The organism is uncultured Dokdonia sp., from assembly GCF_947492535.1.
In the GTDB taxonomy this organism is placed as follows: Bacteria; Bacteroidota; Bacteroidia; order Flavobacteriales; family Flavobacteriaceae; genus Dokdonia.
In genome coordinates this window covers 101,193-126,734 of sequence record NZ_CANLNH010000005.1, presented here as the reverse complement: position 1 = coordinate 126,734, position 25,542 = coordinate 101,193, and the positions used below count along the sequence as shown (strand labels likewise).

Annotated in this window: 20 protein-coding genes; 10 read left to right on the top strand and 10 right to left on the bottom strand. The window is 34.5% G+C overall.

Annotated features, from left to right (window positions below):
- Positions 1-187: 187 nt before the first annotated feature.
- The 4 genes from Q1A60_RS08450 to Q1A60_RS08435 all read right to left on the bottom strand — a co-directional run bounded on the left by Q1A60_RS08450 (position 188) and on the right by Q1A60_RS08435 (position 7,790).
- Positions 188-5,224 carry a T9SS type A sorting domain-containing protein gene (locus tag Q1A60_RS08450; RefSeq protein WP_299766262.1) on the bottom strand — a complete coding sequence of 1,679 codons (5,037 nt, stop codon included), beginning with the start codon at positions 5,222-5,224 and terminating at the stop codon, positions 188-190.
- A gap of 680 nt (positions 5,225-5,904) precedes the next feature.
- Positions 5,905-6,774: a DUF5777 family beta-barrel protein gene (locus Q1A60_RS08445; protein ID WP_299766264.1), complete on the bottom strand. Its 870-nt coding sequence runs from the start codon at positions 6,772-6,774 to the stop codon at positions 5,905-5,907.
- 37 nt (positions 6,775-6,811) lie between these two features.
- Positions 6,812-7,363, bottom strand: a complete 552-nt coding sequence (locus Q1A60_RS08440; RefSeq protein ID WP_299766266.1) for a YceI family protein — start codon at positions 7,361-7,363, stop codon at positions 6,812-6,814.
- Complete coding sequence (locus tag Q1A60_RS08435; RefSeq protein WP_299766268.1) at positions 7,356-7,790, bottom strand: hypothetical protein; 435 nt, start codon at positions 7,788-7,790, stop codon at positions 7,356-7,358. Before Q1A60_RS08435 ends, Q1A60_RS08440 begins: the two co-directional genes overlap by 8 nt.
- Positions 7,791-8,021: 231 nt before the next feature.
- Between Q1A60_RS08435 and Q1A60_RS08430 the strand changes: the two genes are divergently transcribed.
- Positions 8,022-9,170, top strand: a complete 1,149-nt coding sequence (locus tag Q1A60_RS08430; protein WP_299766270.1) for a LytTR family DNA-binding domain-containing protein — start codon at positions 8,022-8,024, stop codon at positions 9,168-9,170.
- A gap of 211 nt (positions 9,171-9,381) precedes the next feature.
- Positions 9,382-10,122: a polyphosphate--glucose phosphotransferase gene (gene ppgK / locus Q1A60_RS08425; RefSeq protein ID WP_299766272.1), complete on the top strand. Its 741-nt coding sequence runs from the start codon at positions 9,382-9,384 to the stop codon at positions 10,120-10,122.
- Positions 10,123-10,273: 151 nt separating this feature from the next.
- Here the strand turns inward: ppgK and Q1A60_RS08420 are convergent, their stop codons facing one another.
- The 5 genes from Q1A60_RS08420 to Q1A60_RS08400 all read right to left on the bottom strand — a co-directional run bounded on the left by Q1A60_RS08420 (position 10,274) and on the right by Q1A60_RS08400 (position 14,665).
- Positions 10,274-11,161, bottom strand: a complete 888-nt coding sequence (locus Q1A60_RS08420; protein ID WP_299766273.1) for a bifunctional 5,10-methylenetetrahydrofolate dehydrogenase/5,10-methenyltetrahydrofolate cyclohydrolase — start codon at positions 11,159-11,161, stop codon at positions 10,274-10,276.
- A 44-nt stretch (positions 11,162-11,205) separates the two neighbouring features.
- Positions 11,206-11,568, bottom strand: coding sequence for a four helix bundle protein (locus tag Q1A60_RS08415; RefSeq protein ID WP_299766275.1), 363 nt, complete (start codon positions 11,566-11,568; stop codon positions 11,206-11,208).
- Between the two features lie 66 nt (positions 11,569-11,634).
- Complete coding sequence (gene ffh / locus Q1A60_RS08410) at positions 11,635-12,966, bottom strand: signal recognition particle protein (RefSeq protein WP_299766277.1); 1,332 nt, start codon at positions 12,964-12,966, stop codon at positions 11,635-11,637.
- A gap of 200 nt (positions 12,967-13,166) precedes the next feature.
- On the bottom strand, positions 13,167-14,258 hold the full coding sequence (locus Q1A60_RS08405) for a hypothetical protein (protein ID WP_299766279.1): 1,092 nt from the start codon (positions 14,256-14,258) through the stop codon (positions 13,167-13,169).
- A 233-nt stretch (positions 14,259-14,491) separates the two neighbouring features.
- Entirely contained in the window at positions 14,492-14,665 is a 174-nt protein-coding gene (locus Q1A60_RS08400; protein ID WP_299680523.1) for a hypothetical protein, read from the bottom strand.
- A 145-nt stretch (positions 14,666-14,810) separates the two neighbouring features.
- Between Q1A60_RS08400 and fumC the strand changes: the two genes are divergently transcribed.
- Complete coding sequence (gene fumC / locus Q1A60_RS08395) at positions 14,811-16,205, top strand: class II fumarate hydratase (protein WP_299766280.1); 1,395 nt, start codon at positions 14,811-14,813, stop codon at positions 16,203-16,205.
- Positions 16,206-16,321: 116 nt separating this feature from the next.
- Positions 16,322-17,659 carry a 7TM diverse intracellular signaling domain-containing protein gene (locus tag Q1A60_RS08390; RefSeq protein ID WP_299766282.1) on the top strand — a complete coding sequence of 446 codons (1,338 nt, stop codon included), beginning with the start codon at positions 16,322-16,324 and terminating at the stop codon, positions 17,657-17,659.
- Here the strand turns inward: Q1A60_RS08390 and ccsA are convergent.
- On the bottom strand, positions 17,656-21,030 hold the full coding sequence (gene ccsA, locus Q1A60_RS08385; protein WP_299766285.1) for a cytochrome c biogenesis protein CcsA: 3,375 nt from the start codon (positions 21,028-21,030) through the stop codon (positions 17,656-17,658). The two genes, Q1A60_RS08390 and ccsA, sit on opposite strands and share 4 nt — an antisense overlap.
- Positions 21,031-21,202: 172 nt before the next feature.
- On the opposite strand from ccsA, the gene Q1A60_RS08380 reads away from it, so the two are divergent.
- From Q1A60_RS08380 to Q1A60_RS08355, 6 genes are all read left to right on the top strand, one after another.
- Positions 21,203-21,964, top strand: a complete 762-nt coding sequence (locus tag Q1A60_RS08380) for a DUF2520 domain-containing protein (protein WP_299766287.1) — start codon at positions 21,203-21,205, stop codon at positions 21,962-21,964.
- On the top strand, positions 21,948-22,475 hold the full coding sequence (locus Q1A60_RS08375; protein ID WP_299766288.1) for an HAD-IIIA family hydrolase: 528 nt from the start codon (positions 21,948-21,950) through the stop codon (positions 22,473-22,475). The genes Q1A60_RS08380 and Q1A60_RS08375 overlap by 17 nt, the downstream gene beginning before the upstream one ends.
- A gap of 58 nt (positions 22,476-22,533) precedes the next feature.
- Positions 22,534-22,860 (top strand): hypothetical protein, encoded by a 327-nt coding sequence (locus tag Q1A60_RS08370; protein WP_299766290.1) that lies wholly within the window; start codon positions 22,534-22,536, stop codon positions 22,858-22,860.
- Between the two features lie 15 nt (positions 22,861-22,875).
- Positions 22,876-23,340, top strand: a complete 465-nt coding sequence (locus Q1A60_RS08365) for a hypothetical protein (protein WP_299766292.1) — start codon at positions 22,876-22,878, stop codon at positions 23,338-23,340.
- Positions 23,341-23,617: 277 nt separating this feature from the next.
- Positions 23,618-24,964, top strand: a complete 1,347-nt coding sequence (locus Q1A60_RS08360) for a microtubule-binding protein (protein WP_299766294.1) — start codon at positions 23,618-23,620, stop codon at positions 24,962-24,964.
- 153 nt (positions 24,965-25,117) lie between these two features.
- Positions 25,118-25,537, top strand: coding sequence for a hypothetical protein (locus Q1A60_RS08355; RefSeq protein WP_299766296.1), 420 nt, complete (start codon positions 25,118-25,120; stop codon positions 25,535-25,537).
- Positions 25,538-25,542: the final 5 nt, after the last annotated feature.

Genomic DNA, 25,542 nt, shown 5'->3' with positions numbered 1-25,542 from the left:
CCTATATTTTTTTTGATAGTCTATAAACTTCATTATTTACTATTACTTTTTGTGTAATATATGTTTAAGGCTACTATTTCTTACTATACAAATATTCACATATAAAAAGGTCGTCAATTTCTTGACGACCTTTCCCCAACCAATCATAAACAAGAATTCATTACGAACCCTTATTACGTTTAATTCATTATCTCTTTACAAAACGCTTTATTGTTCTTATGCTTGAAGCTTCATCAATCACTTCCAATAAATACATTCCATCACTCAATCTTGACACATCTAATGTGTTATCTTGAGCAGTGAATTGTTCGCTCATTACAACTTGTCCTGTTATAGAGTATACATTAATAGCGTATCCATTGTTCACACCTCCTAATGAGATATTTAAGAACGACGTTGTTGGATTTGGATACATGCTTAAATTAACATCTACTTGATTATCTTCTACTGCAAGTACATCGGTACGTATTACTTCTACAAAATCTTCTGAGATATCTGAACAATCTTCATCTCTTAATACTTGTAAAGGCTGTCCTATAAAATCAGGAATACTAGCTCCTAATCCTCTGTAAGACCATCCCCAAATTGCACATGTTCCTAATCCTGCTCCTTCAAGATCAATCTCACTTGAGTTTGTTATTCCAAGAATAGTCTCTGCATCATCTGTATCTGTGATTACATATTGGAATGTTAAGTTTGGAGAATCATTCTCATGTTGTACCACTATTGGGTTTGGTATACCGTCACCTACTAAGATTGTCACAGAGTTATCTCCTGTAACGATCGTTGTATTTTCTCCAATTGTTTCTGTAGCATCTATGTCAACACTTACTGTTCCTCCATCTGCAGCTTCTCTAATAACCGTTATTGCATTGTCAGATATATCTGAACAATCTAAATCATCAAGAGCTGATAATGGCTCTCCAATTTGATCTAATCCATTTCCTGGGACACCTCTATAAGACCATCCCCAGATTTCGCAAGTTCCGGCTTCTACTGCATTTAAATCAATACTGTTAGTAGCAACTACATTTAAGATTAATCCTGTCTCAGCGTCTGTAATTACATAACGGTATGATAAGTTTGGAGAATCATTCTCGTGTACGACAACTATTGGATCTGCTTGTGAATCTAAACAGATGACAGCTTCTGTATCTCCATTAAAAGTCGTTGTTCCATTTGGATTTCCTGTTGCTTCTAAATCAATGGCTACAGTTCCTCCATCAGCAACTTCTCTCAGTACAAATACTGAATTTAATGAAAGAGCTAAACAACCGCTATCTACAAATTCAAAAATAACATCAAACTCCTGGCCTATAATATCCTGACCATCGTTTGGTAATACTCCTGATAATCCGAAAATTTCGAATTCTGAATTAGTTATTCCATTCAAATCTACAACACTACTATTATCTGTTGTTAAAATGATATCTTCAATTAAAGAAGTCTCAAAATTAAATACTAACAAATAATAAGGTAATTCTGATCCTGTAGTGTCTACATCTATAACTAATGGATCTGCTTGTGTATCTCCACATATGATCGCTACAAAATCATCTTCAAACGTAGTTGTACCATTTGGATTTCCTGTCGCTTCTAAATCTATAGAGATTGTAGAATCTACATCTGCAGCTTCACGAGTTACACGGATTCTATCTTCTGAGATATCTGAACAATCAGCATCTCTTAACGCCTGTAATGGCATTCCGATAAAACTATCATTGTCAAGTCCTCTATAAGACCATCCCCAGATATCACAAACACCAACTCCAGCTCCGTCTAAACTAATCTCGTTAGTAGCAACGATTGCTAAAATCGTATCATCGTCTGTAGTTGCATCTGTAATTACGTAGTTATACGATAAATTCTCTGCTGGTGTCTCATGGAACACTACAATTGGATCAGGATTACCATCTACACAGATACTTACATCAAAGTCTCCGTCGATACGTACTGTATTTCCTCCCGCAGCTTCTGTTGCCTCTACATCAATTCCGATGATTCCTGCATCTGCCTCTTCACGAGTTACACGGATTCTATCTTCTGAGATATCTGAACAATCAGCATCTCTTAACGCCTGTAATGGCATTCCGATAAAACTATCATTGTCAAGTCCTCTGTAAGACCATCCCCAGATATCACATACACCTACGCCAGCGCCATCTAAACTAATCTCATTAGTAGCAACGATTGCTAAAATTGTCTCATTATCTGTAGTTGCATCTGTAATTACATAGTTATATGATAAATTCTCTGCTGGTGTCTCATGGAACACTACAATTGGATCAGGATTTCCATCCACACAAATACTTACATCAAAGTCTCCGTCAATACGTACTGTATTTCCTCCCGCAGCTTCTGTTGCCTCTACATCAATTCCGATGATTCCTGCATCTGCCTCTTCACGAGTTACACGGATTCTATCTTCTGAGATATCTGAACAATCAGCATCTCTTAACGCCTGTAATGGCATTCCGATAAAACTATCATTGTCAAGTCCTCTGTAAGACCATCCCCAGATATCACATACACCTACACCAGCGCCGTCTAAACTAATCTCATTAGTAGCAACGATTGCTAAAATTGTCTCATTATCTGTAGTTGCATCTGTAATTACATAGTTATATGATAAATTCTCTGCTGGTGTCTCATGGAACACTACAATTGGATCAGGATTACCATCTACACAGATACTTACATCAAAGTCTCCGTCGATACGTACTGTATTTCCTCCCGCAGCTTCTGTTGCTTCTACATCAATTCCGATGATTCCTGCGTCTGCCTCTTCACGAGTTACACGGATTCTATCTTCTGAGATATCTGAACAATCAGCATCTCTTAATGATTGTAATGGCATTCCAATAAAACTATCATTGTCAAGTCCTCTGTAAGACCATCCCCAGATATCACAAACACCAACGCCAGCGCCATCTAAACTAATCTCATTAGTAGCAACGATTGCTAAAATTGTCTCATTATCTGTAGTTGCATCTGTAATTACATAGTTATATGATAAGTTTACTGAAGGTGTCTCATGGAATACTACGATTGGATCAGGATTACCATCCACACAAATACTTACATCAAAGTCTCCGTCAATACGTACTGTATTTCCTCCCGCAGCTTCTGTTGCCTCTACATCAATTCCTATAGTTCCTGCATCTGCCTCTTCACGAGTTACACGAATTCTATCTGCTGAGATATCTGAACAATCAGCATCTCTTAAAGATTGTAATGGCATTCCGATAAAACTATCATTGTCAAGTCCTCTGTAAGACCATCCCCAGATATCACAAACACCAACACCAGCTCCATCTAAACTAATCTCATTAGTAGCAACGATTGCTAAAATCGTATCGTCATCTGTAGTTGCATCTGTAATTACATAGTTATATGATAAGTTTACTGAAGGTGTATCATGGAATACTACGATTGGATCAGGATTACCATCCACACAAATACTTACATCAAAGTCTCCGTCAATACGTACTGTATTTCCTCCCGCAGCTTCTGTTGCCTCTACATCAATTCCTATAGTTCCTGCATCTGCCTCTTCACGAGTTACACGAATTCTATCTGCTGAGATATCTGAACAATCAGCATCTCTTAAAGATTGTAATGGCATTCCGATAAAACTATCATTATCAAGTCCTCTATAAGACCATCCCCAGATATCACAAACACCAACACCAGCTCCATCTAAACTAATCTCATTAGTAGCAACGATTGCTAAAATCGTATCGTCATCTGTAGTTGCATCTGTAATTACATAGTTATATGATAAGTTTACTGAAGGTGTATCATGGAATACTACGATTGGATCAGGATTTCCGTCCACACAGATATTTACATCAAACTCTCCAGTGATTCTTGTTGTGTTTCCGCCTGCAGCTTCTGTTGCTGCTACATCAATTCCGATAGTTCCTGCGTCTGCCTCTTCACGAGTTACACGAATTCTATCTGCTGAGATATCTGAACAATCAGCATCTCTTAACGATTGTAATGGCATTCCGATAAAACTATCGTTGTCAAGTCCTCTATAAGACCATCCCCAGATATCACAAACACCAACACCAGCTCCGTCTAAACTAATCTCGTTAGTAGCAACGATTGCTAAAATCGTATCGTCATCTGTAGTTGCATCTGTAATTACATAGTTATATGATAAGTTTACTGAAGGTGTATCATGAAATACTACGATTGGATCAGGGTTTCCGTCCACACAGATATTTACATCAAACTCTCCAGTGATTCTTGTTGTGTTTCCACCTGCAGCTTCTGTTGCTGCTACATCAATTCCTATAGTTCCTGCATTAGCTGCTTCTCTAATTACAGTAATAGATTCTTGAGATATATCAGAACAATCAGCATCTCTTAACGCTTGTAATGGACCTCCACCAAATGTAGCAAGAGCTCCAGCTTGTCCGCCAAGACCAGAGTAACTCCAACCCCATATTTGGCAATTGCCAACACCAGCTCCATCTAAACTAATTTCATTTGTAGCAACAATATTAAGAATTGTCTCTTCTTCACTATCATCTGTAATTACATATAAATATGAACGTGTTGCATCTGTTACATGATTTACAACTACAGGATCTGGATTTCCATCTACACAGATACTTACTTCAAACTCTCCTTGGATTCGAGTAGTGTTTCCACCTGCAGCATTTGTAGCATTTACATCAAGACTTATGACACCTGCATCAGCATCTCCCCAAGCTCCTGGGCTACCTCCTCTAGTTCCACCAGTATTAATAATTCCTGATACATCAGATGGAGGACATGTAAATGAAACTGATGCAGTCGAACGACTCCATCTTCCTGAATTTACTCCTTGAGCTAGTCTAAAACCAGCACCTGTTCCCCAACGTACATAATCTCTAAGAATGTTAGGGTTACTAGAACTAAAGCTAGAATTTGTAAATAACATTAAAGTACCACTTCCATTTGTTGGAATATCATTCCACGTTACCGTAATAGAAGCACCAGCTGCTAGCATCGTACTCTCTGTAGTTAATGACCCTACAGAATCATATCTAAATCCATTAGTACATAATTGATAACTTCCTATATCAACCGTTGTATCACCTGCATTGGTAATTGTTACTGCTTGCGCACTTGGCTCTAAGCTTGTAAACACAGGATCTGCCTGTGCATTGACACTTATGGTAAATAATACCATAATAAGCCAGAGACTTACATTAAATAGTTTTTTTTTCATGACAAGTAATTTTTTTTAATAGTAGTTTTAAAAAATTTATTTGATTAAACATTGGTAATTAAATAGCACTTACATTATTTAAGTGATTTACTTTGATGAATAACTGCCCATGATCATAGCACATCATCAGGCAGTTATTTTCAAATCAACAAATCAATTTAGCTAACGCAAACACTAACTATCTTTAAAGCGTAATTTGATTAAAAGGAATTATTGGTTTTCTATTTCCGTTATAATCAATATGGCTACTTATAATAATTTTCATTTTGAATTTTTTCGTTTTCTTTTTCTGATGCAAATAAACTATCAGAAAGCCCCTTATTACAAGTAAATATGTGTGATGTGGAAAAAATGGCTTTAAAAAGGAATTCTCGCAAGCCTTTATATACATAGGGTTACAAAGGATTCACTTCAAAAACCCGCAAAGAAAGGTCCATTCTACGGGAGATGCTCTTACTTCTTATAAAATTATATTAGGAAGCTTTAACGTTTGTTTTATACGCTTTCGCGAAAGCGTATAATGTCTATTTCTTATTTAAAAATGAATATCAACTCTTATACTATGGATATCTCATTATATTAAAGGAAGATTTATGAAGAAAAGTAAGGCTATTCTATATATGAATAAAAAAAGGGACACAAAACTGTATCCCTTTCTCATTATTTAGTATTGTGTCTGTTTATAATTGAATAAAGTAGGTGGCATGAAATCCAAAGTGAAGATTACCATCTCTAAAGTTGAAATTATTTTCTGTTTTAATAATGAATTTATCTTCTACAAGATTCCTAGCATTGGTAAGTTTAAATTGTAATAGCAAATCAGAGACTTCCCAATTAGCTCCTAAGCTAAATGGACCGTAAGTATCTACAAAATCTACAGGATTTGCCACATAATAATATTCTGATATAATAGAAACATGATTACTTACTTTATATCTCGCTCCAAAACCTAATGCAAAATGATTAGGGTTTGCTCCATCTACAAGTTTATCTTCTGCTCTATAGATATATGTTGGTGCGATTTGAAACGAAAAGTTTCTAGAAAACTTCCTAGCAATGAGCAATTGTGTTGTAGCTGCAAACTTATTTTCTGATCGTATTTCTATAGTCGAAGTGGGATCATTTACATCAGATAGTATTCTTTTAAAAGAAGATTTATTTCTATAAACGCCTCCTTGAAATAACGTGATACTGAATGGAAATTTAGATCCTGAGTCTCTTTGATAAAATAAACGATATTTTCCATATACATCTATAGATCTATATCCGGTTCCATATCCAGCTCCAACAGTTAAGCGATCTGAAATCCCATAATCTACACCTATTCTACTATTCCATTTATCGGCTGCAAATGTTTGTACACGCTCTGAGTCTGGAATAGGTCTATTCCAAAAACGATTCATAGAAGAAATTTCTAATACTCCTTTTTTACGAGTCTCTACAGAGTGTCCTATAGAAATATGCGTGCCTTTAAAGGTGGCTATTGTAGGTTGGGAATCTTCAACAGATGCCGCTTCCAAATCCTTTAAAATATCTTGTGCATGCGTCATGTGAACCATGCTCAAAAACAACAGCGTGTAAAGAAATTTATTTTTGATTATCATTAGGTACATATTGAAATTTAAAAGATACTTGAATATTTTTAGCAATATTGGGAGATAATATAGGAGGAACTTTGATTTCATAATCTTTAATAGACACCTCTAATGTTCCATTAATACTGTATACTCCGTCTGTATTAATTATTGTTACTTTAACCTCTACAGGTTTTGTAATACCTCTTAATGTAAACTCCCCATTTATGATCCTAGTTTGCGGCCCTTTTTGATTAGGATCAAAATCAACAATATCACCTTCAAATGTAGCCTTAGGATATAAGTCTGACTCTATATAACTTTCATTAAAGTGTTCGTACATTAATGATTTTTCGAATGTAAAAGCACGCATTAGAATCTGCACTCCTACTTTCTTAGACGAAGGATACAAGATACTCAGTACCTGATTATTGGTCGCCTGTATATTTTCCACAGAGGTGTATGAAAAGAATGTAATCTCCCCCTGTCTCGTAATATATTGATCTTGTGCATTTACAAAACCAATCCCATAAATTGCAAAAAATAATAGTAATAATTTATTCATTGACTTCTTCTATGACGATACAATTTAATAAAATTGCATCCATTAAAAAACCTTTAAGTATCCCTTTTACTTTTACTTCATCTCCTATTTTGAGTGACTCAATGATAGGAGCTTGATCTACTTGCATTTCACATAATACGAGTTGATCTATTTGATCACCTCTTAACAGTAATGAGTATTTCTGATCTCTATATGTGATTTGATATAATGTTCCTTTTATTTCAAGAGCTTTCTCTATATATTGATCAAAAGAAGTTTCTTTTTCATTATTAAAATTTTCAAATAACTCACTGGTTGTAATTCTAATTTCTGTTTTTGCCTCCCTAGTATCAATTCCATCATAATTAAAAATAGCGTATATCCCTATCAATCCTGCAATGCATATGATAGTAATTATACTTATTTTAATATATGAGTTCTTTTTCAAGTCTTTAATTATTCTAAAAAATTGCTTTCTTTAATAGAAAAACAATAAAGCCTATATTCATTATTTCTATCACAAATGTAACGCACCTAGTCTAGTATTCCCCTATTTTAAAGGGGTAAAATAGCTTAAACGGAAATTTTACCATTAAAAAGGAATCTCAAAACCTCAAAAAACTGCTACATCTACAACAATGTATTATTTTAGCTATATCATAAATTAACACACTTTTTAATGAAGTATCATCCATATTATTTGTACACAGCATTAAGCCTGTCTGTATTATATATTATTATAATACTTATAGCGACTCCATTCTTTATGCGTCTAAGTATGAATAATGCCTTATCTAATGATATCGAAGCTGCACAACAAGAAGCTCATATTATTGCCACTATGAGCGAGGGGATTACTATAAAATCTGATAAAGTAAAACTCCAAGAGTTAACAAATCGCATTCAGAAAAGTATTTCAGGAACCAATTCTAATAATATTTTTAATTCTGTATTAGATTGGTCTGGAAAATATATTTGTTATCCCGATAAAAAAAGTATAGGAAGTGCACCTTCTCAAAGTGATGCGCTCATCTCTGGTAAGCAAAATGAACTTACAGGAGAAGGATTATATGATATGATTTTTAAAAAAACAGATTCTATAGTTTCTTCAGAAATCATTAGGCTAACCTATGTTACAGATTCTGATTGGATCATTGCTAGCCATATTAATAAAGAAAAGGTAATTAATCAAGCGAGTACAATTCGCAGTCAAATCTATATTGCATTTATAATTATTGGCCTTATTACGCTCGTATTCTTTTTAGGATCTATACGCATTATAAGTAGTTATTATGAAAAGCAACTTGCTCTAAAAAACACAAAACTTGAAGATGGGGTCCTTAATTTATCAAAACTTAATGCTTCTTTAGAAAATTATCAGAAAAACTTATCTGATTTTAAACGAGAACGTGAAGAAGATCAAAAACCTGTTGAAGAACAAGTAGAAAAAACAGTCACCACCGAAGAAACCAAAATATCAAAAACTACTACAAAACAACGTATTCTCACCTATGTACGTAATGAGTTACTTCCTATAGCAACAGAAGATATTTCCTATATATATGTAGAAAACACGATTACATATATTGTACGTAAAGATGGTAAACGTTCTACGACCAGTGAGAGTCTAGATTTAATTTATTCCTATTTAGATGAGAAATCATTTTTTAGAGCTAATAGACAAATTATTGTTGCTATTTCTGCTATTGAGACGATTACTAAATTTGGAAACAGTAAACTTAAAATACAAGTAAATCCAACATCAGAAATAGATATTATCATCGGAAAAAATAAAGCCGCAGCATTTAAACAATGGCTAGACTTGTAAATAGTACTGTGTAGTACTGGTTTTATTGAAGAACGAGATGTAAATTCTATACGCTTTCGCGAAAGCGTATACTTTTACGTTTTTCAAATAAAAATAATTACCTAACAACAAACTCATTATATATTTTATTTGTTGAAATCTCGCTGATATTTTATTCATATTATTGAAAATAGTTATCTTCGGCTAGTTGACAAAAAAAGTTACGAACTCTATGCAAATTTTAGGCATCGATATAGGAGGAACTGGAATTAAAGGAGCTCCTGTAGATTTAGAAAAAGAAGATTATCTAGGGGAACGCTTTAGAATTCCCACTCCAAAACCAGCTACTCCTGATGCAGTTGCAGAGTGTGTCCAAGAGATTATTAATCATTTTAATTGGAAAGGTCCTGTAGGTGTTGGGTTTCCAACGGTGATTGTAAACGGGCAAGCTAAGGCTTACGGAAACATGGACAAAAGCTGGCTTAATGTACAAATAGACAAACTATTTGAAGAGAAAACTGGATTACCATGTACCGTTATAAATGATGCGGATGCTGCAGGACTTGCTGAAATGCGCTTCGGTAATGGGAAAGGAAAAAAAGGACTAGTTGCGGTTATTACTGTGGGTACTGGTATAGGTAGTGGTTTATTTTATAACGGACAACTAATCCCTAATTTTGAACTAGGACGTATACAGTATAAGAAGAAACCTATTGAATTTTACGCAGCTAATTCTGCTAGAAAAAGAGAAGAACTTTCTTATGAAGAATGGGCAGCACGTTTTGACTTTTTCTTAAAACAAGTAGAGCTTGTGTGTACCCCAGATTACTACATCATAGGGGGAGGCATTAGTAAACATATTGATACATTTAAACATGTACTCACAACAAATGTACCTCTTGTTGCTGCAAAAACGAGAAACCATGCAGGTTTAATTGGTGCTGCTTTTGCAGCTATGGAAGCATCTGAATAATAAAAAGGAATAAACCAAGATCCCACTGAAAAAAGTGAGATTAAATCAACTTACCATTTTGATTATGTCATACAGACTTCTCAAAATTGAGTTTCACTAATAAAAAAACGGATCAATCTCTTGATCCGTTTTTAATATATCTATAGTATAATTATTTACGCATTGCTCTATGACGCTCTCTTGCTAAGAGTGTGTTCTTAAGAAGCATAGCAATCGTCATAGGTCCTACGCCTCCTGGAACTGGTGTAATATAGGATGCTTTTTTACTTACTGCATCGTAATCTACATCTCCTGTAATATAATATCCACGTTCTCTTGCTTCGTCAGGAACTCGTGTAATCCCAACATCTATAATCACTGCATCATCTTTTACCATTTCTGCTTTTAAGAATCCTGGAACACCTAGTGCTGTAATAATAATATCTGCTTGAGAAGTGATTTGTGTAATATTTTTAGTGTGACTGTGCGTAAGTGTCACAGTAGAATTTCCAGGAAATCCTTTACGTCCCATTAAGATACTCATAGGACGACCTACAATATGACTACGTCCTATAACAACCGTATGCTTTCCTTTCGTTGATACATCATAACGTTCTAATAATTCTAAAATTCCAAAAGGAGTTGCAGGAATAAATGTACTCATATCTAGTGCCATTTTTCCAAAATTGGTAGGATGAAACCCATCTACATCTTTATCGGGATCTACCGCTAGGAGTACTTTTTGTGTATCTATTTGAGGAGGTAAAGGTAATTGTACAATAAAACCATCAATATCAGTATCCTGATTAAGCTCTTCAATTTTATCAAGTAATTCAATTTCACTCGTAGTGCTAGACATTTTTACAAGTGTAGATTCAAAACCTACACGCTCACATGCACGTACTTTGCTTCCTACATAGGTAAGACTTGCTCCATCGTTACCAACAATCACAGCAGCCAAATGAGGTACTTTCTCTCCATTGGCTTTCATCTTATCAACTTCTACTTTGATTTCATTTTTGATGTCGTTTGAAGTTTTCTTACCGTCAAGGATTGTCATATTTTTAGTATTTAGTTTTCAGTAAACACTCGCAGTATACAGTACTACACTCCGAATTTTGCTGGGTTATTAATCATATAGTTTAAGAGCTTCCCTACTTCTAAGCTCTTTATCATAAGGGCGTTTTCTTGCGCTACAGTTATGTATTTACATTCTTTTGCAAACTGTAACCAAACTTGAGTTTCACTATTTTCAGAATCACTATCAGTAAGTTTACTAATGAAGTGCTTTTCAAAACGACGTTTTCTGTAAGCCTCAGCTATATTAGCACATACAGATCTTGAACTTCTCCTTATTTGATCTGTTAAAGAATATTTCTCTTCTTTCGGAAATAACTTAGAAGTTTCAAAAATATCCATGGCGAGTATAAAACTACGTTCATAAGCCAAAAGAGATTTAAAACTCATATCTTCAAATTATTACTATTTAAAACTGCTTACTGCAACTGAATACTGCTTACTAGTCGGCATAGCTTATTTCTGCATTCTACTCATTGCTTGCATCATCTTACGGCCTCCGCCCCCTTGCATCATTTTCATCATTTTACTCATTTGATTAAACTGCTTGAGTAATTGATTTACTTGTTGCACAGAAGTTCCAGATCCTTTTCCTATTCGTTTCTTACGACTAGAATTAATCACAGATGGATTTGTACGCTCGTCTGGTGTCATTGAGTGAATAATAGCTTCTATATGTTTGAAAGCATCATCATCAATATCTACTCCTTTTAGCATTTTTCCAGCACCAGGTATCATCCCCATAAGGTCTTTCATATTACCCATCTTCTTCACCTGCTGGATTTGCTTTAAGAAATCATCAAATCCGAATTGATTTTTAGCAATTTTCTTTTGAAGTTTACGTGCTTCTTCTTCATCAAATTGTTCTTGTGCACGCTCTACAAGAGAAACAACATCTCCCATCCCTAAGATACGATCTGCCATACGAGAAGGATAGAATACATCTATCGCTTCCATTTTTTCTCCAGTACCTATAAACTTGATAGGCTTGTCTACTACAGATTTAATAGAAATCGCAGCTCCACCACGTGTATCCCCATCTAATTTTGTTAAGATAACACCATCAAAATTTAGAATATCATTAAAGGCTTTGGCAGTATTTACTGCATCTTGACCTGTCATAGAGTCTACAACAAATAATGTTTCTTGTGGTTGAATTGCCTTATGGATATTTGCAATCTCATCCATCATTTCAGTATCAACCGCAAGACGACCTGCCGTATCGACAATCACTACATTATGTCCGTTTGCTTTCGCGAAAGCAACACCAGCTTCAGCAATTGCTACTGGATCTTGATTATCTCTATCTGAAAAGACATCTACTTTAATCGCATCTCCAACAACATGTAACTGATCTATCGCCGCTGGACGATATACGTCACAGGCTACTAATAATGGCTTCTTTGTTTTCTTCGTTTTAAGGAAGTTAGCTAACTTACCAGAAAATGTTGTCTTACCAGACCCCTGAAGTCCGGACATTAAAATAACACTTGGATTCCCCGAAAGATTTATTCCAGAAGCATCACCTCCCATAAGTTCCGTGAGCTCATCTTTTACAATCTTAACCATAAGCTGGCCAGGTTGTAAGGTCGTAAGTACATTTTCTCCAAGAGCTTTGTCTTTAACTCTATTGGTAAAGTCTTTTGCTATTTTAAAGTTTACATCGGCATCTATGAGTGCTCGTCGCACTTCTTTAAGTGTCTCTGCAACATTTACTTCTGTAATACTCCCGTGTCCTTTGAGTACGTGGAGGGCTTTATCTAACTTATCACTTAAATTATCAAACATATCTTACTACTGAAAAATTGAACTTCGATATTTGATTATCGAGGTTGCAAATTTAATGATTTGAAGCATATATACATAGTCGTGACGCAAGGGATTCTAGTCTTAGAACTATAATTTTTTATAAATATGTCTATAAAAAATGAGCATACTATATAAATACAGTATGCTCATTATACATAAAGGCTAATTCTTAATAGGAATTACTCTTCGCAGATTACGGGTTGTAACGTAATAATTCTTGTTATAAATTCCATTGTTTGAGGGTTTTCTATACGCACATAGAGTTCTCTTACGTTTGTAAGAATTGCTGTGTCTGTAGCAATAGGGTTTGTACCTGCATTTGCATTTGCTTCTGAAGTATAGAAAGTAACTTGCCAATTTATAGGATCTGGTAATTCTCCCATAACATCTACTTCTGGTTGCGGAGCAGCTATTACAATGATACAATCTATATAATTTTCTAATGTAAAAAATGCTTCTTCTGGTGTATCTTCTTCTTCACATTCTTCAAAAACTAGCGTTGTACAATATGCATTAGGCTCACATTCTTTTTCAAGGATAAAATGTGTTTCCTCGTCAATTTCAATATCAATTACTTGATTGGTTATCTCATTTACTTTCCAATCAAAATTCCAATCTTCTCCTACTTCTTCTTCAGTATCAAGATTGATATTTATATGAAGCTCATCTTCAATAAAATATAAAATCCAAGTACCATTATACGCTTCACCTCTGTAATAAAAAACAACAATTCCATCATTAGCTACTTGAAAAACAGCGTCTGTATATATACTATATCCTATATCATCAGGAAGTTGAACTTCCCACACACATTCTACTAATATGGAAGTTCCATTCCCTATCGTTTCTTGTTGCTCTTCTTCTATACAAGCATCTATTGCTGCTCTAAGCTCATCTTTATCATTAATAACAAGTGAAGTCCCATCATCTAGTACGCTAGATATAGGAAAGCTAACATTAATATACTGTCCTTCTGATACCATGCCAAGCACATCACTAAATTGTGCATCGTCAGTCACAATAACGGTCGATTGAATATCAATATTTTCATTATAAATGACAACTGTAAATGAGTATAAAAAATCAATACAGGTAACATTTGTTGCAGCAGGATCATCTGTTGTGACACGACCTAACAAAGAAAACAATTCAGAATCTTCTGCAATAAGATCGGCTTCTGTGACTTGAAATAAATCATCTAAGTCTTCATTACCACAGCTTACTAAACAAAAAAGGATAGGTATACACAAAAGGAGGTTTCTACATTTCATAAAAAAGGAGTTATTCATAATTAGGCTATTATTTTAGGATCAAAACCATTTGTTTTTCTATTCTTAAGTATATGCTTTCGCGAAAGCGTATACAGAAATCAAACTATTATTTTTGATCATCTATTTATATATCGCCCATCCATTAAAAAGGTTGCGTGCTATAAGAAAACAATACGCATAAAAAAAGACTAACAATATTGTTAGTCTTTTAAATAATATATATAATGTATTGATTAAGCTTCTCTTTTAGCTTTACGAGCTTCTATTTTTTCTTTTACCATTTCTACAATAGATCCTCCTACCCAGTAAGGGATCACAAATGTTAATAAGAATATCATTAACCAAAAACCAATAGTTAATATCGTTAAGAATGCAAGAAATCCTAAATATTGATCAAAATCAAACATGAGTAATTGTGTTTTCTAAATTTTGGTCAAAGATACCGTATTAAATTCTATTTTCACAACAGAAATTTCAGATTTATTGACAGGTTATTGACAGTAAAATTGAAACCTAAATTTGTAAATTTGCTATTTAAAAATAAACTCACAAATGGAATATAGAATTGAGAAAGACACAATGGGGGAAGTTAAAGTTCCCGCAGATAAATTATGGGGTGCTCAAACAGAACGATCTCGTAATAATTTTAAAATAGGAGCTCCAGCTTCTATGCCTTTAGAAATTATATATGGTTTTGCTATTCTTAAAAAAGCGGCAGCATATACCAATTGTGAGCTAGGAGGTCTTCCTATTGAAAAGAGAGATCTTATTGCTCAGGCATGTGATGAAATCTTAGAAGGAAAACACGATGATCAGTTTCCGTTAGTTATATGGCAAACAGGTTCTGGTACACAAAGTAACATGAACGTAAATGAAGTAATTGCTAATCGTGCGCATCAACTAGCAGGGAAAGTGATTGGTGAAGGAGAAAAAACATTACAACCTAATGATGATGTAAACAAATCACAATCTTCTAATGACACCTTCCCTACTGGAATGCATATTGCAGGTTATAAGAAGATTGTAGAGACAACATTACCTGGAGTACAAAAGTTAAGAGATACCTTAAAAGAAAAAGCAACAGCATTTAAAAATGTAGTTAAGATAGGACGTACACATCTTATGGATGCTACTCCTTTAACATTAGGACAAGAGTTTTCTGGATATGTATCGCAATTAGATCATGGTATAAAAGCATTAGAAAATACATTAGACCACCTTGCAGAACTTGCATTAGGAGGGACTGCAGTAGGTACAGGACTTAATACTCCTAAAGGGTATGCCAAACGTGTTTCTGAATATATGGCTCAGTTTTCTGGTTTCCCATTTCGTACTGCCGATAATAAGTTTGAGGCATTAGCTGCACATGATGCTATTGTAGAAACACACGGAGCGCTAAAACAATTAGCTGTTTCTTTAAATAAAATAGCAAACGATATCCGCCTTATGGCTTCAGGACCTCGTAGCGGAATTGGAGAAATTACCATTCCTGCTAATGAACCTGGATCATCTATCATGCCTGGTAAAGTTAATCCTACACAATGTGAAGCATTAACGATGGTTTGTGCCCAAGTAATTGGAAATGATGTTGCTATCAGTGTTGGAGGTTTACAAGGTCATTATGAACTAAATGTATTTAAACCAGTCATGGCTTCAAATTTACTTCAATCCGCACAACTTATTGGAGATGCATGCATTTCATTTTCAGACCATTGCGCATCAGGAATACAGCCTAATGAAAAACGAATTAAAGAATTACTTGATAATTCTCTAATGCTAGTTACTGCACTTAATACGAAGATAGGATACTATAAAGCAGCTGAAATTGCGAATACTGCTCACGCAAATGGTACAACATTACGAGAGGAAGCTGTAAACTTAGGCTATGTAACACCTGAAGAGTTTGATGAATGGGTAAAACCTGAAGATATGGTGGGAGAGCTTTAAGATTCTTACAAAAGATACACAAGTATAGACAAAATACACAAAATCACCGATTAAATACTAATTTATAAATATATATTCCTATATTAGCACCCTAGAATTATGTGCTAATGCGGTTGATGTTTTTTATCATTAGTGTATTCTTTGTGATTACGGGGGTGTCACAGGAATCAATTTCCTATTACAAGACAACTACAGATCACCAGAATACAATATCAGAATTAAAAGAAATAGAATTCTCTAACATAGAGGATATAAATCTTGGAACAGACAATGGCATCTATTGGTTTAAAATAGATGCTATTGACTTACCTCGTTCTATCATAGAATTACATACTTCCCATATTAAGGAGGTATCTTTATATGATGCTAATGGAGATGAAGTTGGATTGATGGATGCAACTCGATATCCATCTTTTTTTGTCATAAATAAGACTGTACAATATCCATTATATCTCAAAGCTGAATTCCCCTTAGAAGCTCATTTTCTAATTGATATTCTAGATGAACAAGCATTTGCTAAACATGAAAAAAACAGCTTTTTAGGGATTGGTTTCTTCTATGGAACTGCACTTGCGCTGTTATTAGCAACATTAATATTTCTTATTACTACAAAAAACACACAATTCCTTTTTTACGGGATTCTCATTGCTGCTGTCTGTATCTCTATTATGACAAGAGATAATATTTTATACTTCTTTAATGCAAAACCAAGCATTATTAGTAGTATTGAATTATTTGGACATTTTCTAGTAGGGCTTTGTGCCACCGGGTATGTATTTAGATATCTAAAGCTCAAAAACAACAAAAAGCTTATACAGTCTATATTTGTTGTGATTAGTAGTATTTCATTTATTTCTTTATGTATTTATTGGATTTCAAATACGCATTGGAGCTTTTTATTAACTGACTTTACAACCATATTAAGTGTTTTATTATTATGGTCACTAACACTCTATAATGCAAAAAACACAAAATATCTTCTCATCATGATTGCTATTTATACCTTAGATATTATAGTGATGACAGATGCGTTTTTACTACATGGTCTAGGCATGAGTGTCTTTAATTTTTCTTCATTACACCTCAGTATTGTTTCCTTAGTTAATTTTACATTAATCGCACTTGCATTAATATTTAGTTTTAGAAAATTACAAGGTAAAACGGTGATTATGAAGCATCAAATAAAGATGCATTTAGAACGCCTTACACAATTAGATAGCTATAAAAACGTGCAAGATTCTAATGATCAATATTTAGAATCACTTATTCATCAATTTGAACTAGAGAATATTGAAATTAAGGTACTCGATGGTATTTCTAAAGGAATGACAAACGAACGTATCGCAACCAAGCACAATCTTTCTATTGAAAAACTAAAAACAGTAACTTCTAATTTATACCAAAAATTAGGCATTGAATCAGATCAAGATGCAACTACGCTTTTTATGAGTTAGGCTTTCTTATAATACTTAGCGTACTTTCTGTACGACAAGAACCCAATAATAGCGATAACTGCTGCAGATATGATAATTTTTTCATTAGCAATATCTCCGCCACTTTGATACGCATGTAATCCTGACAGATAGAAATTTACACCAAAGTACGTAAAGAGGATACTTCCTAAAGCAATAATAGAACATAGACTAAAGAACCATCTCCCGCGTAATCCAGGAATGAGTCGCATATGAATAACAAAAGCATATACAATTAAAGATATTAATGCCCATGTCTCTTTAGGATCCCAACCCCAGTAACGTCCCCAACTCTCATTAGCCCATTGACCTCCCAAGAACGTTCCAATAGCAAGTAACACCATACCTACGGTAAGTGCCATTTCGTTAATAACAGTAAGCTCCTTTATATTAAGATCCATCTTCGTCTTATTTTCTTTTGTTGTAAAGATCATTAAGAATAGAGATACAATTCCTAAAATAGCACCTAGTGTAAAAGGGCCGTAACTTGCTACAATGACAGCTGTGTGTATCATTAGCCAGTAGCTATTCAGTACCGCTTGTAGGTTTGCTATTTCTGGATTCATCCAGTTCATACTTGCAGCCCATAAGATAAATCCTGTTACAAAAGCAGTACTTGCAATTGTTAAACTTGAACTTTTTCTAACTGTCAATATATCTATTAAACCTCCTAATCCAGCGCCGATAATAGCAACAGGAGTAAGTGCTTTATTAACATTCTTTAAACTGTATATTTTTTCTGTTACTGTCCAATTCTGAATGGATATTGCAAGCCCAAAAAACATCGTAGCCCAAGCTACATACAATACAGATTCATACGCATCAGACCATGGTGCATGTCCTGAAATGTACCAACGCCAAATTAATGAACCTGTATGCAATAAAAATAAAATGGTTACTAGAAATGCTCCAATCTTCACCATCAAAGAAACAAATTTACTAGGGCTAAAAATCTCTGTGATCACAAACGTCATCATAAATAATGCGACAAGCATGTACAACCAATATAGTTTTTTAAAGGGGTCATTATTATTATACAAGATTTCCGCATCAATCCGCTCTGCAGTAGGCATAATATCTCCTCCTAGTCTTCTTTGGAATCGTTCAATTCCTTCCAAAATCTTATCAGCATCCGAATAATCTCCGTCTACTCTTGCCTTTCGAAGACTCAATAAATAGGCTGGGAAAATTTGATGTGCTACTACAGAATCGGTAGCGCGATACCCACCATCTCCTGCTGCAATAGGAGAAAGCCATAAATTATTAGGATCATTAGGCTTAGGAAGAATTTTTAAAATCTTTTTAGATAGCGTTCTATCTAACAACCCTAATCGTAAGGCAACATCTCTAAATTCTTTATCAATTATAGTAGGAGTTCCTTCACTAAAGGCTTGTGCTAAATAAGGTTCTAACTTGTATTTTAAATCGTCTGTAAAGAAATCCATAACTCTAAATTTCTTCACATCACTAGGCACTCCAATAACATTACGGATACTATCGTTTCCTTTTTTAAGATGCAAGATATCTACGTAATTCCATATAATAGGATTCTCCATCATAGAGATCATTACCTGATCTGCATTTAATCCCGCATAATGATCGGTACGACTTATTTTACGTAAGAGCATACTTGCATACGTATTGATAGGCATCATACGCCCTCCATCATCCTGAATAATCATACGCCCAAACTTAGCCGCATGTTCTGCAGGTACTGCATTTGCTACAATAGCCGAATCTATTTGCGTTTTTGTAGCTTCTTCATTTGTATGGTTTCCATGTTCATCTCCTGAAGATAATATTGGAAGTACTGGCTCTTCTTTTTCTTCTAAAGGTGTAATCGTATCTTGAATTACAACAGCAGAGGTATTGATATCTTGTGAAAATGCTGTTTCCGCTTTCGCGAAAGCGAATAAAAGAATAAGTACGGTAAGTTTTGCTTTTTTAGCTTTGATCTTATCCAATGATCTTTTTAAGTCACCAAAACGAGACCCTTTATCAAATAAAATAAGCATCATCCCTAAATACAGTAAGAAATACCCAATGTAGGTAACCCAAGTTCCCCAGAAATCATGGCTTACCGATAGAATGGTGGTACGCTCTTCATCCTTAAAACTCGCTTGAAAAAAACGATACCCTTTGTGGTCTAACACATGATTCATATAAATATCATAGTCAAAGGTTTCATCACTTTCTACTGTAATTTTACTCGTGAAAGATTCATAACTGTTTTGTGTTCCAGGATATTTTTTTGCAATAAAATCTTTTAATTTAATCGCAAAAGGAAGTTCTAAAGATTTACTGCCATAAGATAAATACATCTTATAGCCCCCTACTTCAATTTCTTTTTTATTATTACTATATCCTTTTCCACCAAGTAATCCTATTGTTTTTGTCTCACCATTTGCTGTTACATCAACAAATAAAGCATCTTGCTGGTTTTTTTCTTTAAACTCTTTTTCTATAATTCCAGATCTTCCTTTTACAGCAGGTTCTGGTATTACAAATAAGATGCCTTGTAGATTATATAGTGATCGTAATTGTAGCGGTTGCACACTATCTTTTACAAACGTATAATCTGTTTGCGTTGCCATCACTTTATATTCTCCTTCAAAAGGAGATTGTACCGTATAATTTTCTCCATCAAACCCTATATTGATAGCACCATCTGTTGGTTTATTAAATGCATACAATACATTGTGCATACTCACAAGTTCGCCTTCTTTAAGATAATGCTCATGCCTTCCACCTCCATCTCCAGTCTCTACAACTTTAAGGTGTAAGGCTCCTGCTTCATCTTCTATAAATCCATCTTCTGCACCGTCTATGAATTTATTATATTTTATTTTTATAGGGTCTTTATTAAAATCGGTATTCCAAGTAAACGTATTACTGAGTCTCGGTGAAAGCATTAATTCTTTATCCAAGGTTCTTTGCATAGGCTGCCCATCAATCTCTCCCTGCACTAGTACTTCTAAATACGTTTTTTCACTTAAAAACGTATTTTCCGTCTCGCCTTCTGAAATAGGCATTACCCCTTCAAAACTTATATATCGTGTAATACCAGCACCTACAAGGATAAGAATAAAAGAAATATGAAAAATTAAAGTAGTGATTTTCTCTTTTCGCAAGAGCTTAAATCGAGCAATATTTCCTAAGAAATTAATGACGAATAGAATGTGTATTAATGTAAACCACCAAGAATTATAGATCCAAACTCGTGAATAAGGTGTAGGAGACGTTTCTTGTCCGCGGTCTAAAAAAGTACCTACTGCCATCGCGACAAAGTAGGTTATAAAAAGCATTCCCATCAATCGAGTTGAGAACAAAAAATTTACAATTTTCTTTTGCATAGCGTTGGGCTAATTTTCCGAGTGCAAAGATAACCCACAGAAGGCAAATAACCGTATAACTGCCCCTGTTAATATTCGTTAAGAAATAGATTGCTTTATTGTCATGATTGACTTCCCAAATACCCATTCTCACAAATAGCATAATACCAACAAAAGCCCTATTTTTACCACGATGATGACGATCAATCTTATCGGAACAGGAAACGTAGCTTGGCATTTGGCAAATCAATTGGCTAAGATTCCTGAGTGTACCTTACAACAAATAGCAGGACGTTCTTTAAAAAAAGGAGAAGAATTCAGCCATTTAGCAGAAGAAGTTACTACGATAACATCTTTAAAACCAGCAACTATCACGATCATTGCCGTATCAGATACTAGTATAGAAAACGTAGCTAGTCTACTACCTTACCAAGACACTCTAGTAGTACATACATCAGGAAGTATACCCTTAGAAACAATTCCGCAAGACCGTAAAGGCGTTTTTTATCCATTACAGAGTTTTTCTAAAAAGGATACCATAGACTTTACAAACATTCCTATTTGTATTGAAGCAACGACCCAAGAAGACCTTGAAACATTACAAAAGCTAGCCCTATTTTTAAGTTCAAAAGTATATCACATAAATAGTCAGCAACGAAAACAAGCACATCTTGCTGCCGTATTTGTCAATAATTTCGCAAATCACTGTTACACCATTGCTCAAGAATTATGTGACACACATCAACTTCCATTTGAATTACTACACGCATTACTAGAAAAAACAGCACAAAAAGCGATAGACCACTCCCCTAGTGATGTACAAACGGGACCTGCAAAACGCAATGACACAAATGTCATCGCAGCGCATGTAGACATGCTTCAAGAAGACGATCATAAATCAATATACCAAACCCTCACAGCATCTATTATAGCACATTATGGAAAAGAGTTATAAAGAATACCTTCACCAAATCACCACCTTTATTTTTGACGTAGACGGTGTCCTTACTGACGGAACCTTAAAGATCACTACCGACGGACAAATGCATCGAGAGATGAATGTAAAAGATGGATATGCCTTAAAAACAGCGCTTAATGAAGGCTATAATGTATGTATCATTTCTGGCGGCACCGATGAAGGTGTACGTCATCGTTTACAAGGATTAGGTATTAAAAATGTCTATTTGGGAGCGCATCAAAAGGTGAATCAACTTACAGAATATATACAAGAACACGGTATCCAAACAGAAAACATTCTATACATGGGAGACGACATTCCTGATTATCCTGTGATGAAAATGGTGGGATTACCTGCCTGTCCGCAAGATGCCGTTAAAGAAATTAAAGAAGTTTCAAAATACATCTCACATAAAAATGGCGGAAAAGGCTGTGTACGTGATGTTATTGAACAAGTACTTAAAGTACAAGGTAAATGGATGCGCGAGTTTGATGCAGGGAGTCATTAACTGGTAGCCTTTAATTAAAAAAATATTTAACATACCTATTTATAATCATCAAAATCAAATGGATACCATAAAAACTGATCGTCCTAAGAAAACAAATTATAAGAAATGGGCTTTTATTCTATGTATCATCTGTATTTTGTTATGGATAGCCAGTACCGCTGTACTACTTAGTATTTCTACTACTATTGAAATAGAAATACTCGTTTTGATGTTAAATATATTTGGAACCATTAGTAACATTTCATTGATCACAGGAATGATACTAACAATTTTAAGTATTTCAAATAAAGAAAAGAAAAATTATCAATATTACACGTCCATCATAGTGTTCCCTATACTTATACTCCAGACAGCTCTAGTATATATACAGACATATATCGGTTAATATTTCACTTAAAGTATGGAAGGATTTTCAAGTAGTATTATTCAGGGTGATTTAAAAAAAATCATATACTACCTTACTTCTGGTCAAAATCTAACTAATGAAGAATTAGAAACCTACAGTAAACTAGCAAGAGATAGAGGCATTGCAATTATAGAAGCATTAATACTATTACATTATCCGAATGCTATTGATTCATATACATCACTTCAAAAAGAACAACTAATCATAGCGCTTTTAAGCCAATTTAGTCAAGATGTCTATGCTTCAAATTGGCAAGACAATATAGAATATGATGTATGGAATTGGGCAAGCAATCTATCGAAACCTCCTGACTATTTTACTAAAAAAAGAGTTATATCTGATTCAAAAATCATTTTAGAGACAGGAAATTTAATTCAGTTATGGGCAACGTGGGATACAACCAATGAAAAACCAATACCTATTCCTTTAAATCAGTGGATAAAAAAGACAGGATTATAAAGTAGATACACACATTATAATCTATAAATAGTATTGATCCCGCTTTCGCGAAAGCGCACAAAACCACAACCCCTTAATTACCAACACTGTAATACAGCTCCCTATTAATGTTTAAAAAAGACGCTAATTGACTACTATCACTACTATAGTGTAACATTTTTCACTTTTTGAGACTGATATAATAACCTTCTTGAAAAAGGAGTTCCTTAAATCAATTTTTTTACCGAAATTGAACATCCATTTAAATTACGTACAACATTAAAAACGATCCATACCTATGTCTGATGATTTTGACTTATTAGAAACCAATGACGCGTCTCAAGAAAAAACTGAAAAAGTAGATGTTAACTGGGGAAAAGCTGTAGATACAATGAAATCCAAGCTTGCTCAGGAAGATGATCCTGAAATGCGCCAAAAAATCCTAAACGCAACACTAGATGATGTGGTAGGAATGGCAGAAAAAGACAGATCATCGCTACTAGATGCAATCAAAGACCTTACCGATTATCAAGACGAAGTAGGGATTATCTTTGAGAAATTCTCTACCCTAAATGCTAATGAGCAAAAAGTAATAGACGATGCTCAAAAAGCCTTAGAGCGTGCAAAGATGGAACTTGAAGATGCCCAAAATGTAAAAGATAGCTGGTGGAATAATCTTTGGGGGCGTAAAGCAAAAATCCAAAAGAAAGTAGAAGAACTTGCCGCTAAGCAAAAAATACGTGATGGTGCAGATTTAAAAGCAAAGCAAATGTTTCAAGAGCGTATTGAGTCGGCAGATATACAGACTCTTTTAAATGAGCTTTCGTATAAGTCGCAAGCAGCTGTGACGCGTCTTAAAAATCGTGAAGTAGAAATCAAAGAGGTAGAAGACAAACTACAAGTAGCGATTGTTGAAGCAAGTAAAAATCATAACAAAGCGCTTGAAAAGAAAAAGGAAACAGAAGATAAACTTGAAGAGCAATATGCGCTTTTAAAACAAGCACGTCAAGCATTGGAAGAAGTTACAGATAAGCAATCTACTGACTATTCTGAGGCAATTTCAAAAATCACCATTTTAGAGCAGAAAGTAGAAGAACTAGAAGGTCTTAAAAATGCCTACACGACATTAGCTGCGAGTAAAGACAGCTTTGTACACAAGCATAATTTAACGATCAAAGTATTGACTTCGTTACGTAGTAATTTACAAACGCACAGAGCAAAGCTAAAAAGTGATACTGATGAGCGTTTAAAGTATTATGATGGTTATGTGGTTGCTTTAAAAGCACGTACCGATCAGGAATTTGCTGCGATCTTAGAACACCTAGGTGTGAAGACTGATGAGCATATTGGGCAGACATTAGCGGCTATGCATACTGCTAGTTCTAAAGCACGTCAGGATATGATGGACAACATCCCAGTACACGAAAAAGTAATGCAAGGAGTATACAGCAGTTATGCCGAGTCATTGCAAGAAATTCGTGAAAAAGATGCAAATATTCAGAAAGATTTTGCCAACCGTTACGGAATTGACATGAAAGAAATTTTTGAAGAATATTATGCAACTGATGGCGATGCACCTACTGGTGACGGTGAACCTACTCCAGAAAAGAAAGATGATGCTGGAGATGATGATCTTTTAGGATAATTTTATAAATACGCTTTCGCGAAAGCATATACAACACCTATACAATCTCATTATAAACTTCCCCTTCAAACAAGAGGGGGAATATGAGATATGGTGAACGTTTTTTAATTATTAAAATTTCACTTTCACTTAAAAGAATACTAGTAATAAACCATGTCTACTCATGAAGATCCAAAAGTTAAGGTTACCAAAGTAATTTTATTTATTGTAGTTGGGGCTTTTATCATGTATCATCAAAAATACAAGATGCCAAAGGAAACTGTCTATGATCTTCCTGTAAAGTATGAAACAAAAACATTAGGTTGGATATTACAAGTAAAAAAAACAGATGGATATAGAAAAAGTAGTAGCACTATAACGTACCAATATTTGATTGAAGGGGAATGGAAAAGAAAAAAACGCACAATAGAAAATAAGTATATAGACCAAGTAGACCTTAGGAAAGGAACATATTATTATGTAGGTTATGATGAGCAGAACACAAATAATTCTCAACTTCTAATTACAGAGCCTATATCCAAAAGAGAAGGTCGCAAAATGAGAGACAGTATCTTAAATTTATATAACAAGTAATATCT